Source organism: Variovorax sp. P5_A3 (assembly GCF_056400665.1).
Map to the genome: position 1 here is coordinate 39,484 of NZ_JBFUKW010000021.1, position 14,021 is coordinate 53,504.

Below are 14,021 nucleotides of genomic sequence, written 5' to 3' on the forward strand. Positions count from 1 at the left end.
GGCGCCGCCGGCATTTTCTCGGCACGCTGGGCGCCGCCCTCGCCGCGCCCAGCCTGGCGCAGCAACTGTCTTCAAGGACACCCGACATGGTCGACGCACAAGCTCCGCAACTCATCCTCCATCATGGCCGCATCACCACGCTGGACCGCGCGAATCCCGTTGCCAGCGCTGTCGCTATCCGGGACGGCCGCTTCACCCAGGTGGGCCGCGACGAGGACATCCTGCCTCTGGCGGGGAGCAAGACGCGGGTCATCGACCTGATGGGCAAGCCGGTGCTGCCCGGCCTCATCGACAACCACCTGCACATCATCCGCGGTGGCCTCAACTACAACCTAGAACTGCGCTGGGACGGCGTCCGCAGCCTCGCCGATGCCATGTCGATGCTCAAGCGCCAGGTCGCGATCACGCCGGCGCCCCAGTGGGTGCGGGTCGTGGGCGGCTTCACCGAACATCAGTTCGCCGAGAAGCGCCTGCCCACGATGGAGGAACTCAACGCCGTGGCGCCCGATACGCCGGTGTTCATCCTCCACCTCTACGATCGCGCGTTGCTCAACGGCGCCGCCCTGCGCGCCGTCGGCTACACGAAGGACACGCCGGCACCGCCCGGCGGCGAGATCGTTCGCGACGCGTCGGGCAACCCGACCGGACTGCTGCTGGCAAAGCCGAACGCCGCCATCCTCTACGCCACGCTGGCCAAGGGGCCGAAGCTTCCCTTCGACTACCAACTCAACTCGACGCGCCACTTCATGCGCGAACTGAACCGCCTCGGCGTCACGGGCGCCATCGACGCCGGGGGCGGCTTCCAGAACTATCCCGAGGACTACGACGTCATCCAGAAGCTCGCCGACGCCGGCCAGTTGACCATCCGCCTCGCCTACAACCTCTTCACGCAGAAGGCCAAGCAGGAGAAGCAGGACTTTCTCAACTGGACCGCGAGCTCGAAATACAAGCAAGGCGATGACTACTTCCGCCACAACGGCGCCGGCGAGATGCTGGTGTTCTCGGCCGCCGACTTCGAGGACTTCCGCCAGCCCCGGCCCGACATGGGCCCCGAGATGGAGGGCGAGCTGGAAGAGGTGGTGCGCATCCTCGCGCAGAACCGCTGGCCCTGGCGTATGCACGCGACCTACGACGAGACCATCACCCGCGCGCTGGATGTCTTCGAGAAGGTGAACCAGGACATTCCGCTCGCGGGCCTGAACTGGTTCTTCGACCACGCGGAGACGATTTCCGAGAAGTCGATCGACCGCATCGCGGCGCTCGGCGGCGGCATCGCGGTGCAGCACCGAATGGCCTATCAGGGTGAGTACTTCGTGGAGCGCTACGGTCCCGCGGCAGCCGAGGCCACGCCGCCGGTCAAGCGCATGCTGCAGAAGGGCGTCAAGGTGTCGGCCGGCACCGATGCCACGCGTGTTGCCTCGTACAACCCGTGGGTATCGTTGTCCTGGCTCATCACGGGCCGGACGGTGGGCGGCCTGCGGATCACGCCGCAGCGCAACTGCCTGGACCGCGAGACAGCATTGCGCATGTGGACCGAGAACGTCACCTGGTTCTCCAACGAAGTCGGCAAGAAGGGCCGCATCGAGGCGGGCCAACTCGCCGACCTGATCGTGCCGGACCGCGACTTCTTCGGCTGCCCCGAATCCGAGATCGCCGACACGACCGCGCTGCTCACGATGGTGGGCGGCAAGGTGGTCTATGCGGCCGGCGCCTTCGAGCCGCACGACGAGGGTGCGCCGCCGCCGGCCATGCCCGACTGGTCGCCGGCGCGCCGCTTCGGTGGCTACGGCGCCTGGGGCGACCAAGAGGGCGCGCCCTTGCAGAAGACACTGCGCCAGGCAGCGGCGGCCTGCGGCTGCGCTAGCGGCTGCGGCATCCATGGCCACAGCCACGCGTCGGCCTGGGCGAGCAAGGTGCCGGCGTCCGACCTCAAAAGCTTCTGGGGCGCCCTGGGCTGCGCCTGCTGGGCCGTCTGACACGGAGTCCGCTCTTGTGTGACCCGCCTCGAATGCTTCAGCAACACTCCTCACGATCGAAATCATCATGGACGCTCTTGAAAATCTTCTGACTCCAGAGAACTGCGCGCTGGTGTTGATCGACCACCAGGCGGGCTTGGCATTCGGCGTCCAGTCAATCGACCGTCAAACGCTGCTCAACAACACGATTGCGCTCGTCAGCACCGCCCTGGCGTTCAAGCTTCCTATTGTGGTCAGCACCTCGGCCACCAAGGTGTACAGCGGGCCGCTGCTTCCCGCGCTGCGCGAATTGCTCGCGGGTCAGACCATCATTGATCGCAGGTCAATGAACGTCTGGGAGGACCCGAACGTGCTGGCGGCCATACGGGCGACCGGGCGCCGGCGCTTGTTGTTCTCGGGGATGCTGACGGAAGCATGCATCACCTTCCCCGTGGTCTGCGCGCAGGCGTCCGACTTCCAGGCCTATGTCGTCGCGGATGCCTGCGGTGGGCTGACCCTGTCGGGCCATGAGCTTGCTCTTCAACGGATGAGTTCCAGCGGCGCCGTCATGACGAGCTGGCTCCAGGTCTTGCTCGAGCTGCAACGTGATTGGACGCGCCAGGACACTTACCAAGCCGCGAGAGCAATCGTCGAACGTAACGGCGGCGGCTACGGCATCGGCCTCAACTACGCGCGGGACATGCTTCCTTCCAAGTGACCAGTCCCCCGGACGACCCTGTCAATTCATTTTCTTCAGATTCGGAAGATGTCCTCCATGATCCTTGATGGAAGTTCTCAGAAAGCTTCTCGATTCACTCTTCCACTGGCGCGAACTGCACGCAGCCTGTCGCTGATGCTGGTGCTTGCGGCCGGCATGTCCGCCGCTCGCGCAGACGATCCGACCATCGACGAATCCGCTGCCCATTGGCATTCCACGTCGACGCGTGCGCAAGTGGTGGAAGCCTGGTCCGCATCGCGCACGGATCCCACGGCGCGGTTTTGGTTGCTCAGCTTCAATCCGTTGAAGTATTTCCATTCGACCATCTCTCGAGCCGAGGCGCGCTGCCAGGCCTTGCAGCCGTCCACGGCTGCGGATGCCGCGACCCTCTCGTCCGAGAGTTACGGCGGTCGCGCGTACGGGAGGCCGCAGACGACGCTGCCCAGTGCCGACATCGAGATCTCGTCGAGCGCGCTCGGCTGCGCCCGGAGGGCGGTCTGATGCGCTGGCAACCCGGACCCGCCTTGCGCTGGATCACGTTGCTGCTGTTGTGCGCCGCCTACCTGCAGGGCGGCTTCAACAAGGCAGTGGACTTCGGATCAGCGATCGCCGAGATGAACCACTTCGGCCTGTCGCCGGCCGCACCTCTGGCCATTGCGGTCATCGTCCTGGAACTGGGCGCCTCGGCGCTCATCCTTACGGGCTTCTACCGATGGCTGGGCGCACTGGCGCTGGCCGGCTTCACGTTGTTCGCCACTTTCGTTGCATTGCGCTTCTGGGAGATGCCGCCACCCGAGCGATTCATGGCGGCCAACTCGTTCTTCGAGCACCTCGGACTGGTCGGCGGTTTCCTGCTGGTCGCCTGGCATGACCTGCAGGAGCGCGCGCATGGCTGAGTCCGCTCGAGGCGGCTTCGCACCGCTGCGCCAACCCGTGTTCGCCGTGCTGTGGGCGGCCACGGTGCTGGGCAATATCGGCAGCTTCATGCGCGATGTGGCGAGTTCGTGGCTGGTGACGGATCTGTCCGCCAGCCCGACCGCCGTGGCGCTGATCCAGACGGCGGCGACGCTGCCGGTCTTCCTGCTGGCCATCCCGGCCGGGGTGCTCTCCGACATCCTCGATCGCCGGCGATTCCTGATCGCCGTGCAACTCCTGCTGGCCAGTGTCAGCAGCACGCTGCTGGTGCTGTCGCACACCGGCGCATTGACCGTCGAGTACCTGATTGCGCTGACCTTCGTCGGTGGCATCGGCGCCGCGCTGATGGGGCCGACCTGGCAGTCGATCGTGCCTGAACTCGTGCCGCGCGCTGACCTGAAGAATGCGGTGGCGCTGAACTCGCTCGGCATCAACATCGCGCGCTCGATCGGCCCGGCGGCGGGCGGTCTGGTTCTCGCCAGCCTCGGCGCGGCGGCCGCCTACGGGGCCGATGTGCTGAGCTATGTGTTCGTGATCGCCGCGCTGCTGTGGTGGAAGCGGCCCGCCGTGGCCGACACCGGCCTGTCGGAAGACTTCCTCGGCGCCTTTCGCGCCGGCCTTCGCTACACGCGTGCGAGCAAGGAACTGCACGTGGTGCTGCTGCGCGCGGCGGTGTTCTTTCTTTTCGCCAGTTCGGTCTGGGCCTTGCTGCCGCTGGTGGCGCGCCAGATGCTCGGCGGCACGGCCGGCTTCTACGGCGTCCTGCTGGGCGCGGTGGGCGTGGGCGCCATCGTCGGCGCCCTGGTCATGCCGCGTCTGCGCCAGCGCCTCGACGCGGATGGACTGGTCCTGCTGGCTTCTGTGCTCACGGCCGCCGTCATGGCCAGTCTGGTGTTCGCACCGCCGAAGTGGCTGGCCGTGCTGCTGCTGTTGCTGCTGGGCCTGGGCTGGATCGTCGCCCTGACCACGCTCAACGGCGTGGCGCAGGCGATCCTGCCGAACTGGGTGCGCGGGCGGGGGCTGGCCGTCTACCTGACCGTCTTCAACGGCGCGATGGCGGCCGGGAGCCTCGGCTGGGGCTTGATCGCGCAGCAGATCGGCGTGCCTGCCACGCTGGTGGCGGGCGCGGTCGGGCTGCTGGTCGTCGGCGTAGTCTTTCATCGGGTCCGCCTGCCTGCGGGCGAGTCCGATCTGCAGGCATCGAACCATTGGCCCGAACCGCTGCTCGCCGAGCCCGTGGCGCACGACCGCGGGCCGGTGATGATCCAGGTCGAGTACCGCATCCGCCAGGACGATCGCCCCGCGTTCCTGCAGGCGATGAAGCGCCTGTCGCTGGAGCGCCGTCGCGACGGTGCCTACGCCTGGGGCGTGCAGGAGCACACCGCGGATCCCAGCCGGGTCATGGAGTGGTTCCTCGTCGAATCGTGGGCGGAACATCTGCGCCAGCACCACCGCGTGTCCAACGCCGATGCGGACCTGCAAAGCGAAGCGATTCGCTTCCACATCGGACCCGAAAAGCCCGCGGTACATCACTTTCTTGCACTCTAGTCTCACGCACCTCTGAAGGAAAAGGCATGGCCGATTCAAAGACCATCAAGAAGCGACGCCTGGCTCCGCTCCACACGTCGAACGATCTGACCGCGGACGCGACACGCGATATCTCCGCGGGGCTGAACGTCTTGCTGGCAGACACCTTCGCGCTCTACTTCAAGACGAAGAACTTTCACTGGCACATGTCGGGCCCGTCGTTTCGCGACTACCACCTGCTGCTGGATGAGCAGGCCGACCAGATCTTCGCCACGGTCGATCCCATCGCCGAGCGCGTACGCAAACTGGGCGGGACCACGCTGCGTTCGACGGGCCATGCCTCGCGACTGCAGCGGCTCTCCGACAACGATGCCGACTTCGTGACGCCGATCGGCATGCTGGCCGAGTTGCGCGAAGACAACCAGCGGCTGGCCGGGTTCATGCGTGCGACGCACGCTCTGTGCGACGAATATGGCGACGTCGCCACCGCGAGCGTTCTGGAGAACTGGATTGACGAGGCCGAGCGCCGCACCTGGTTTCTCTTCGAATCCGTGCGGCAGGGCTGAGGGCCGGACCGATCAGGCAGCCACCGCGATGATTGTTCCCGCTTCATTTCCTCAAGGTGCCTTCGGCGACCGCCTGGGAAGGTATTTCGAGTTGTCGTCTGCGCCTGCGCTTGTCATGCTGCCTGCATTGAACGCGCCGTTTGCGGTGACACGCATCACCTGCACTTCCGATCAGCTCGGCATGAAGCTGGAGATTCCAGCGGAGGACGCCTTCGTTGTGACGCTGCACCTCGTCGGGGTGCGTCACCATGAGCTCTGGGTGCGCGGCCGGCCCGCCGTGGTTCGAAGCTACTCGCGCGGTGCCATCAGCATCGTCGATCTGCGCGACGAGGTGTCCACCTACCTGGGCAGCCCGCTGGACGCGCTCGAGTTCTACGTCCCGCATGCGCTGGTGGACGCGGTGGCAGACGCCGCCGGCGTCGCTCGCGTGAGCGCGCTTTCGTGTCTCCCAGGTCTGATCGATCCCGTGATGAGGCAATTGGGCGCGGCGATCCTGCACTTGTTCGACAATCCGCGATTCGCGACCCCAGCCGTCCTCGAGCACTTGGCCGTAGCCATCTGTGCCCACCTGCTGCATCGATTCGGAAAGAATGCCGGAAGCGATGTGCCGGCGATCGTCGCCTCGTCATCCTCACCCCAGCCGTTTGCCTTCACGCAAGTGACGCTGCCGCGAGCCGCTTGGCACCGGCAGAATCTGCACTGAACCATGACCCAATCTTCTTCAATTCCCGTTCGCGACAATCCTTCGAAGCATCGTTTCGAAGCCGAGTTTCAGGGCGAGGTTGCGGTGGCGATCTACGAGCTGACGGGCGAGGTCATCACGTTCATCCACACCATCGTTCCGGAGGCCTTGCGAGGCCACGGCATAGCGACGCAACTGGTGCTGGCGGGGCTGGCCTCCGCGCGTGAACGCGGCCTGAAAGTCATTCCGAGGTGCCCCGTCTTCGCTGCCTACATGCGAGGACACCCCGAGACGCACGATCTGCTGGCCCAGGAAGGCCGAACTCTTCTGGGCATTTGAAGGGCGCCCTTTGTGGAGTGCGCCTTGCCATTCAGTGGCCGACGACGACCGGTCCTGCGGTTTCGCCCTCGCGCGTACTGTGTTGAAGAACGACGGCATACGCGGCCAGCACGGGCGGAATCACGAAGCACCACATCCTCAACCAGATGTAGGTGAGCGCGGCCGCTGCGCAACCCGCGGCGAACACGGTGACGCTGCCCGACATGCGCTGCAACCGGGCGCGTGCGGCAAGGGCGTCCTGCGATGGAAGACCTCGAAGCAGGTCGGCGAGGTCGATCATGATCTGCGTGGTCGTGCCGGTCATGAGGGTGGTAGGCGGGGCACTCGCCAGATGAATCCGGTGCGTGGCGTTCTGGATAGCCATCGCCGACACCAGCGCCATGCCCGTGAGCATCGCGAGCCCGCTGTCGCCGTCGCTGAAAGGACCGAAATGGACGGCGAGGGCAGCGCCAGCGGCGAGCAGCAGCGTCTTGAGGATCAGCATCGTTCGCAAGACCGGCAGGCCGAAGTCGGGCAGCTTGTAGCTCAGCCATCGCATCAGGATGACGACGGCACAGAACACCGGCAATGCCAAGAGCTTGGCCAGCGCACCCGAGGTCCCGTGCACCAGCGCTGCTCCGAAGGTCACGAAGTTTCCCGTGACATGGGCGGTGAACAGGCCTTGCAGCGCCAGAAAGCCGGCGGTGTCGACAAAGCCGCCGTTGAGGCTCATGAGCAAAGGAAGAGACGGTTTCATTGGGCAGGCCTTCGTGTGATGGGCGCGCTTCTGCGCGCAGGCCTTCATGATGCGCCTTGGGCGCCCGCCGTCTTGTCGGGTTGTCCGTCTCTTTGCACATTCGGACGCTGCCACGGCCCAACGTTCAATCCGGGCGACTCTTGTTCAAGACAAGCGAGCCGGGGGGGTCCAATATCTCCTGAGATATTCGACTCGAGAGTTCACCCATGCCAGGAGAAAACAGGCCGCCCACGCTGACCACGGCAGGCGGCGCGCCGGTCGCCGACAGCCAGCACTCGATCACCGCCGGTCCTCGCGGACCGATCCTGATCCAGGACTACCAGATGGTCGAGAAACTGGCCTATCTGGCGCGCGAGCGCATCCCGGAGAGGGTGCTCCATGCAAAGGGTGCTGCCGCCTTCGGCACGCTGCACATCACGGGCGATCTTTCGCGCCACACCAGGGCCCGGGTTCTTCAGCCCGGCCAGCGCACGCCGGTGCTCGTCCGCTTCTCCGGGCTGACCGGCGAGCGAGGCTCGGCCGACGCGGAGCGCGACGCGCGCGGCTTCGCCCTCAAGGCTTATACGGAAGAGGGCAACTGGGATCTGGTCGGCAGCAACCTGCCTGTGGCCTGCATCCGTGACCCGCAAAAGTTTCCCGATCTGGTTCGGGCCTTGAAGCGCCATCCGGTCAGCCACTTGCGATCGCCCACGGCAATCTGGGACTTCTGGTCGCTTTCGCCCGAGAGCATGCACCAGATCGTCATGCTGTTTTCCGACCGCGGCCTGCCATGGGGCTTCCGCCACATGCACGGCTATGGCGTGCACGCCTTCGGACTCATCAATGCGTCCAACGAACGGGTGTGGGTCAAATTCCACTTCAAGACGCAGCAGGGGATCCGTCATCTGACGAACGCAGAGGCCCGCGAGGTCATCGCCAACGATCGAGAAAGCGCGCAACGCGATCTGTTCGAAGCGATCGAGCGCGGCGAGCATCCGCGCTGGTCACTGGGGGTACAAGTAATGAGCGACGATCAAGCCGCCGCGATGACGTTCAACCCGTTCGACGCGACGAAAGTCTGGTCGCAACAGGAATTTCCGCTCATGGAACTCGGCACGCTCGAACTCGATGCCAACCCGGACAACTATTTCGCGCAAGTGGAGCAAGCGGCATTCAACCCGGCCAACATCGTGCCCGGGATCTGCTTCTCACCCGACAAGATGCTGCAGGGGCGGTTGCTCGCCTACGCGGATGCGCAGCGCTACCGGATCGGCACGCACCACGAGGCGCTGCCCGTGAATCATCCGAGATCGCCCGTGCACACCTACCACGCGGACGGCGCGATGCGTCTGAACGTACCGGCTCGGACCGACGCCTACTATGAGCCGAACTCATTTGGCGGGCCACGTCCGGATCGTCAGCTCGCGGAGCCGGCGCTACCGCTGAGCGGGGACGCGAAGCGATTCGACGATCGTCAGGGACTCGGCGACTATGCGCAGGCGGCTGCCATGTACCAGCGCATGGACAGTGGTCAGCGTCAGCGGCTGATCGAGAACATCGCAGCAGCGATGACCCACGTGCCCGAAGCCATCCAGAAGCGTCAGATCGCGCACTTCCGCCTCGTCGACGACTCGTTCGGACAGGGCGTCGCTGCGCAGCTTGAAACCTGTTCGATGGGTAACGCGCGCTCGGCGGAACGGCCGGGTAAGCCTGGAGACAGGTAGGGCACGCCCAATCGGGCGTCCAACATCTTCAACTCTTCGCCTCGCTCGTGAACGCCGTACGCTACGAGCGCCGCGTGTTTGCGAACCTCCGCAAGGCCATCATCGAAGCGCGCTCTCGCCTGTACCCGCTCAGTACATTGGCAATCGCAGATAGGTCCCCTTCAGAGGGAGCTGTCCTGTGCTCGGCTTGCCCCAGTCACACACTCCGTCCGGGAAGATCCCGTTCAGCCGCGCCTTGTCGGCATCGCTGAACGTCACCATATAGTCAGCCATGTTCACCGGCTTGAGCTGGCACTTAAGCACGTCATTCGTCAGCGGCGAGCCTGCCACGATGCGCGGCGTGCTGAAGCGCGGGTAGACCGTGTTGCACTGCGCGGCCGGGGCCTGCGAGGCCACCTCGTCGATGCGTGTGTTGCCCTTGTCCCAGCAGGCATCCTTTGCGCCCACGGGTTTGTTGCGCACTACCTTGTCGATGGAAGCGGGGGCTGAGTCTGCGGCGACGTTGTCGAGCCAGGCATTGAGCAGGTCGATCGAGTTACCCATCATGGCGTACAGGTTCGAGGTCGATCCCAGTGTCCAGATGATCTGGTTGTCGCTGCGGCCGTTCGCGCGCTGCAGGCGGGCGCGAATAATGAGGTCTTGCATCGTGTCGTGGATGTCGCCCACCGAGTCGGCGTTGTTTCGCTGCGTAATGATCGGAATGTTCGCCAGACCGGGACCACTGAAGCTGTTCTTGAAGCCTCCGGAATAGGTGGCTTCGAGTGCACCCGCTTCGGCCTGCGTTCGCGCTGCCCGCGTGTTGCCGTCGCGGTCGTAGCCGCCCACATGCTCATTGAGGTCCAGGAACTCGTGCACCGTGATCGCGTTCCTGTTGAGCGCGGCCAGACCGTATTGCACGCCGACGTTGTCGATGGGGCGGCGCGCCTCCTGCGTTCCTGGGGGGGTGCCCAGCAGGTTGACGTTGGTCTGGAAGAAATCACAGCGGATGCCGCTGGGGTTGGTTGTGCGGTTGAACACGTTGGCCTGGTTGGCCGGCTCGAGGAAGCCGCAGCCTGCCGCGTTGTCCGACTTGATGATGCTGGCGAACGAAAGGTCCCACGCAGTGCAGGTGTTGGTGTTGAATCCGTTCACTGCGTTCTGCTTCTCGGTGGTCCAGGTAGACAAGTCCGACTTGTAGACGTTGTTGAGCAACCGGCACTCCATCACCTCGGGCATCAGCGTCTCGGGGAAGGAGACGATCGGCTGGATGCCGTCAAGCAGCCCCGGGTAGAGCTGCGCGACCAGGTACTGCCAGGGCACAACCCCGATCCATTTCATCGAGAAACTCGCACTTGCGAGTCTTCTTCGTCGATAGGTTCAGGCCCAAGCCCAACTGCTTCGTGGGAGTTACGCGTTTGGCAATCATGGGATGAGATCATGCAAGGCTCGCGCCTGTTCAGAAGCGCAAGGCATCAGCAAGGCAGGCAACAAGCGAGCGCGGGCGTTGTTGGTCGAGCTCGCCTGGGGCTGGCTGCGCCTGCAGCCTGACAGCGCGTTGACCCAGTGGTTCAACCGACGCTTCGCCGGCAGCGGAAAGCGCATGCGGCGCGGGGGCATTGTGGCGCTGGCACGGCGCCTGGCCATTGCGCTGTGGCGCTACGTCGAACATGGGGAAATTCCGGCCGGAGCCATGCTCAAGCCGGCAGTCGCGTGAAGCAAAGCGAGCGATTCCGCCCCCGCACAGCTAGGCAAGGAGCACATTTTGATGGTCAAAGGTCGACGCGCCCGGAAGGTCCGCGGGCCACTTCAAAGTGGCCGTCTAAAAAGATGGGGCGCGTCGGAAACTGGGGTTTGCCATTGCGCTTCGCGCGCATGCTGCATGAGGTGCACGGCATCCACACCGTGCACGGATAGAAGCTCGTTCGAGCAATGGCTCGAACGCTCATCACGCCCCGACCTTGGACCTGGATGCATCTCTCGAGCTAGGCCCCGTCCGTAGACTCACCGCAAAGCAGAGGGCATTATGAAATACCATCCATCGATATGTTGCCCGACACTGCTTGACAAACAAGTCCTCATAGAAACGGACCTTCGCCCACGCCGCCCGTTCGCGAACACCCTGAGGTCGGCGACATCGCCGGCCGGCTACAGCCGCCAGCTGCGGACGGTCGCACCCGACCTTGAAGTGGATCTCTAACAAGGAGACTGAATTGAGACGTGCATTGGAAGCGATTTGGAGTCTACCCAGCGCTAGTCAACGGGAATGCGTCGCGCACATACAAAGGCGCTGCCAGAATGTCGCCGCCCTCGTCTTCGCCGTGGTGCTAATGGCTTGCGGTGGTGGCGGAGGCGGTGGTGGTAGCGGCAGTGTTGGTGTTGTGGCTGGCGACGGTCTTGGCGCTACGTCCGGAGCCCCATCATGCGACGCACCTTCCATCACGACGCAGTTGCCGGCGACCAGTGCACTGAATGCGCGGGCCAAGTGCTTCGAATTGAACACGCCTTATGTGCCGCCACCCGGCAACGCTCTGGAGCACAGCGCATCGGGTTTTGCCAAGACGATGTGTTCGGCCGTATTCATCACCGGTGTTGATCCTGCTGTCGCCGCCGAAAGCCTTGGATACTTCGTTGCGCCGTATGCCCAGCGCAAGTTGATGGGCGCTCCAGTCGTGGACCGCAGCAAGAATGAAGTCCGCGTTGCGATTCCTAACGGCCCGACGCTGGTCGCGCGCTATTTCGGGTCACAAGGCTGCATCACCTTGCCGCCCGGGAAGGACGAGGTCCTTTTCAATCCAGTGCGGGTCAAGAGCGCGCTGGCCGACCCCACGACGCTGCCTTGGCCAATGGGCGATGTGTTGCCGTCCGACCCATTGCCGGCGGCGGTCGATGTGGGCAAAGTGACCCAGGCGCTTGACGCCGCTTTCGGTAACCCGGAGGCCTACACCTCCGCATTCGTGGTGACGCACAAGGGGCGGATCGTCGGGGAGCGCTATCAAACCGGCGTCGGTGTGACGACGCCTCTCGAGTCCTGGTCAATGGGCAAGAGCGTGACCGCCACCATGATCGGTGTACTCATCAAGCAGGGCGTCTACCAGCTCGATCAGCCCGCCCCGATTCCCGAGTGGCAAGGGCAGGGCGATGCTCGCAAGCTGATCCGCATATCGGACATCCTTCACATGTCCAGCGGCCTGCGAATCAAAGCACCGGACGACCCGGACTTCGACCCCAATGGGACCTACCCGGACCACCTCTACTACTACACCGGCCGAATCGATGCCTTCAACTATGCCGCGACACGGCCGCAGCAATGGCCACCGAACACGGTAGGCCGCTACCGCAACACGGATCCGGTGCTTGCCAATTACCTTGTGCGTCTTGCGGTCGAAAAGCGCGGCGAAGAGTACCTATCGTTCCCGCAGCGCAGCGTCTTCGACAAGATCGGCATCCGCTCGATGGTCATCGAGACCGACCCGTACGGCAACCTTCTCACGCAGGGATACGACTTCATGTCGGCTCGCGATTGGGCGCGGCTGGGCAATCTCTACCTCCAGGACGGCGTCTGGAACGGTGAGCGCATTCTCCCTGAGGGCTTCGTCAGTTTCGTGAGCACCGTGGCGCCCGCTTGGGCTGCGGACAAGCGGCCAATCTACGGCGGCTTTTTCTGGATCAATGGAACGGGCGCGCTGGCAGTGCCGACGTCGGCGTACTACATGCTCGGCGCCGCCGGGCAGTTCGTCGTCGTGGTGCCATCGCACGACCTCGTCGTGGTGCGCATCGGCTATTCGAAGGGTGAGCGATTCGCCACCGCGACCCTGAATCAGGCGCTGACGCTACTGACAAGTGCCGTGCCGCGCGCCCGCTAGCCGCATTGGAGCTTCTCAAAGGAGATCGAATGGCCGGCCAAACACCAACTTGAGAAGCATGGGCATCAGCGCACCGCGTGAAACTTGACCGTCGCGAACAGACCCCCTCGTTGTCAGCTGAGCGATTCTCGGCATTGGGCGCTCCGAGCTTGCCTAAGTATGGTGTGAGCCCTCGCAGTCCTTGAGCTCCGTGCCGCTGAGGTAGCCGCGATCGGCAAGGGCCTGCAACTTGGTCTTGCCCATCGCCTCGCGTGCAGCCATTGCCATCTTGCTGAGTTGCGAGCGGTCGTTGCCGTCGTTGGTGACCTCGTGTGCCACGATCAGGTGGTGCCTGGCATCGACCGCCGCCTGCACGTTGTAGCCCACCAGGCCCGAGCCCTTGGCCTGCGAGTTCATCGAGCGCGCATCGGGATCTGTGGTCGAGCGCTGGCCGTCGGGCTCGTGCTTGAGCTCCTCCTTGGTCCGATCCAGTTCCCGCATTTGCTCGCGCAGCTTCTTGATCTTCTCCGTCAACCGCTCGGTCTTGACCTCGACCTCCGCAGGCTGCGTGCGATCCGCAGTCTCCATGGCATCGAGGTAGCGCTGGATGCTCTGCTCGATCTGCCGCTGGCGCGCTTCGATCTTGGCGGCGGTGAAGTTGGACACGCAGGTCACGCTGCACGAGGAAGGGACGCGGCGCGAGTGGAAGCTTCCCTATACGGCTGTCGAACCGCCGACCGCAACTGCTCAGCCGACAGCGGCCGCAGCACTGCCGGAACCTCCACCGATCAAAGCCTCTCGCAATGACTTCCGCGGCGGTGAGAAGGTCTCGTTCGACGACAAGTACCTTCAACCCCAAGTGGGCACCGTCGTTCGCATCAACCAGAGAACAGCCACCGTCGACACCGGCGACGGTCACTCATGGCGCGTGCCGTTCCACATGCTTCGCCACGTGCTCGACATGTGATTGCCATCGATCAGACGCCCGTCAAGAGGGTGCTGAGCCCACACGTACAACGCGGGCGTCGGCGACTTTGTTGAAGAAGGCGGTATTGGCTA

Annotated in this window: 13 protein-coding genes and 2 pseudogenes; 12 read left to right on the plus strand and 3 right to left on the minus strand. The window is 64.4% G+C overall.

Features of this window, described 5'->3' with window-relative positions:
- The first annotated feature begins 86 nt into the window (after positions 1 to 86).
- The 8 genes from AC1D3B_RS26310 (at position 87) to AC1D3B_RS26345 (ending at position 6,702) form a co-directional block, all read left to right on the plus strand.
- A complete protein-coding gene (locus AC1D3B_RS26310; protein WP_478193705.1) occupies positions 87 to 1,976 on the plus strand; it encodes an amidohydrolase in 1,890 nt (629 codons plus the stop codon).
- A 67-nt stretch (positions 1,977 to 2,043) separates the two neighbouring features.
- Positions 2,044 to 2,673: a hydrolase gene (locus tag AC1D3B_RS26315; RefSeq protein WP_478193615.1), complete on the plus strand. Its 630-nt coding sequence runs from the start codon at positions 2,044 to 2,046 to the stop codon at positions 2,671 to 2,673.
- 57 nt (positions 2,674 to 2,730) lie between these two features.
- Positions 2,731 to 3,174, plus strand: coding sequence for a hypothetical protein (locus AC1D3B_RS26320; protein ID WP_478193616.1), 444 nt, complete (start codon positions 2,731 to 2,733; stop codon positions 3,172 to 3,174).
- Positions 3,174 to 3,569: a DoxX family protein gene (locus AC1D3B_RS26325; protein WP_478193617.1), complete on the plus strand. Its 396-nt coding sequence runs from the start codon at positions 3,174 to 3,176 to the stop codon at positions 3,567 to 3,569. Before AC1D3B_RS26320 ends, AC1D3B_RS26325 begins: the two co-directional genes overlap by 1 nt.
- Positions 3,562 to 5,136, plus strand: a complete 1,575-nt coding sequence (locus AC1D3B_RS26330; RefSeq protein WP_478193618.1) for an MFS transporter — start codon at positions 3,562 to 3,564, stop codon at positions 5,134 to 5,136. Before AC1D3B_RS26325 ends, AC1D3B_RS26330 begins: the two co-directional genes overlap by 8 nt.
- A 26-nt stretch (positions 5,137 to 5,162) precedes the next feature.
- The gene (locus AC1D3B_RS26335) at positions 5,163 to 5,681 is read left to right on the plus strand and encodes a Dps family protein (RefSeq protein ID WP_478193619.1); all 519 of its coding nucleotides are present in this window, start codon (positions 5,163 to 5,165) and stop codon (positions 5,679 to 5,681) included.
- A gap of 115 nt (positions 5,682 to 5,796) precedes the next feature.
- A complete protein-coding gene (locus AC1D3B_RS26340) occupies positions 5,797 to 6,384 on the plus strand; it encodes an AraC family transcriptional regulator (protein ID WP_478193620.1) in 588 nt (195 codons plus the stop codon).
- Between the two features lie 3 nt (positions 6,385 to 6,387).
- Positions 6,388 to 6,702 carry a GNAT family N-acetyltransferase gene (locus AC1D3B_RS26345; protein WP_478193621.1) on the plus strand — a complete coding sequence of 105 codons (315 nt, stop codon included), beginning with the start codon at positions 6,388 to 6,390 and terminating at the stop codon, positions 6,700 to 6,702.
- Between the two features lie 31 nt (positions 6,703 to 6,733).
- Here the strand turns inward: AC1D3B_RS26345 and AC1D3B_RS26350 are convergent, their stop codons facing one another.
- Positions 6,734 to 7,438 carry a YoaK family protein gene (locus AC1D3B_RS26350; RefSeq protein ID WP_478193622.1) on the minus strand — a complete coding sequence of 235 codons (705 nt, stop codon included), beginning with the start codon at positions 7,436 to 7,438 and terminating at the stop codon, positions 6,734 to 6,736.
- A 206-nt stretch (positions 7,439 to 7,644) separates the two neighbouring features.
- Between AC1D3B_RS26350 and AC1D3B_RS26355 the strand changes: the two genes are divergently transcribed.
- Positions 7,645 to 9,141, plus strand: coding sequence for a catalase (locus tag AC1D3B_RS26355; protein ID WP_478193623.1), 1,497 nt, complete (start codon positions 7,645 to 7,647; stop codon positions 9,139 to 9,141).
- A gap of 129 nt (positions 9,142 to 9,270) precedes the next feature.
- Here the strand turns inward: AC1D3B_RS26355 and AC1D3B_RS26360 are convergent, their stop codons facing one another.
- On the minus strand, positions 9,271 to 10,425 hold the full coding sequence (locus AC1D3B_RS26360; protein WP_478193706.1) for a DUF6351 family protein: 1,155 nt from the start codon (positions 10,423 to 10,425) through the stop codon (positions 9,271 to 9,273).
- Positions 10,426 to 10,585: 160 nt separating this feature from the next.
- Between AC1D3B_RS26360 and AC1D3B_RS26365 the strand changes: the two are divergent.
- Positions 10,586 to 10,834, plus strand: a pseudogene (locus AC1D3B_RS26365) (IS110 family RNA-guided transposase); the annotation flags it as partial.
- A 466-nt stretch (positions 10,835 to 11,300) separates the two neighbouring features.
- Complete coding sequence (locus tag AC1D3B_RS26370) at positions 11,301 to 12,983, plus strand: serine hydrolase domain-containing protein (RefSeq protein ID WP_478193624.1); 1,683 nt, start codon at positions 11,301 to 11,303, stop codon at positions 12,981 to 12,983.
- A 171-nt stretch (positions 12,984 to 13,154) separates the two neighbouring features.
- Here AC1D3B_RS26370 and AC1D3B_RS26375 read toward each other — a convergent pair.
- A pseudogene (locus AC1D3B_RS26375) lies at positions 13,155 to 13,622 on the minus strand (transposase); the annotation flags it as partial.
- On the opposite strand from AC1D3B_RS26375, the gene AC1D3B_RS26380 reads away from it, so the two are divergent.
- Entirely contained in the window at positions 13,621 to 13,929 is a 309-nt protein-coding gene (locus tag AC1D3B_RS26380; RefSeq protein ID WP_478193625.1) for a hypothetical protein, read from the plus strand. The pseudogene AC1D3B_RS26375 and the gene AC1D3B_RS26380 overlap by 2 nt on opposite strands.
- Positions 13,930 to 14,021: the final 92 nt, after the last annotated feature.

Coding starts and splice junctions, on each gene's coding strand:
- AC1D3B_RS26330 (WP_478193618.1), top strand. CDS start 3,562: ATGGCTGAGTCCGCTCGAGGCGGCTTCGCACCGCTGCGCCAACCCGTG.
- AC1D3B_RS26325 (WP_478193617.1), top strand. CDS start 3,174: ATGCGCTGGCAACCCGGACCCGCCTTGCGCTGGATCACGTTGCTGCTG.
- AC1D3B_RS26355 (WP_478193623.1), top strand. CDS start 7,645: ATGCCAGGAGAAAACAGGCCGCCCACGCTGACCACGGCAGGCGGCGCG.
- AC1D3B_RS26335 (WP_478193619.1), top strand. CDS start 5,163: ATGGCCGATTCAAAGACCATCAAGAAGCGACGCCTGGCTCCGCTCCAC.
- AC1D3B_RS26315 (WP_478193615.1), top strand. CDS start 2,044: ATGGACGCTCTTGAAAATCTTCTGACTCCAGAGAACTGCGCGCTGGTG.
- AC1D3B_RS26340 (WP_478193620.1), top strand. CDS start 5,797: ATGCTGCCTGCATTGAACGCGCCGTTTGCGGTGACACGCATCACCTGC.
- AC1D3B_RS26345 (WP_478193621.1), top strand. CDS start 6,388: ATGACCCAATCTTCTTCAATTCCCGTTCGCGACAATCCTTCGAAGCAT.
- AC1D3B_RS26350 (WP_478193622.1), bottom strand. CDS start 7,438: ATGAAACCGTCTCTTCCTTTGCTCATGAGCCTCAACGGCGGCTTTGTC.
- AC1D3B_RS26310 (WP_478193705.1), top strand. CDS start 87: ATGGTCGACGCACAAGCTCCGCAACTCATCCTCCATCATGGCCGCATC.
- AC1D3B_RS26320 (WP_478193616.1), top strand. CDS start 2,731: ATGATCCTTGATGGAAGTTCTCAGAAAGCTTCTCGATTCACTCTTCCA.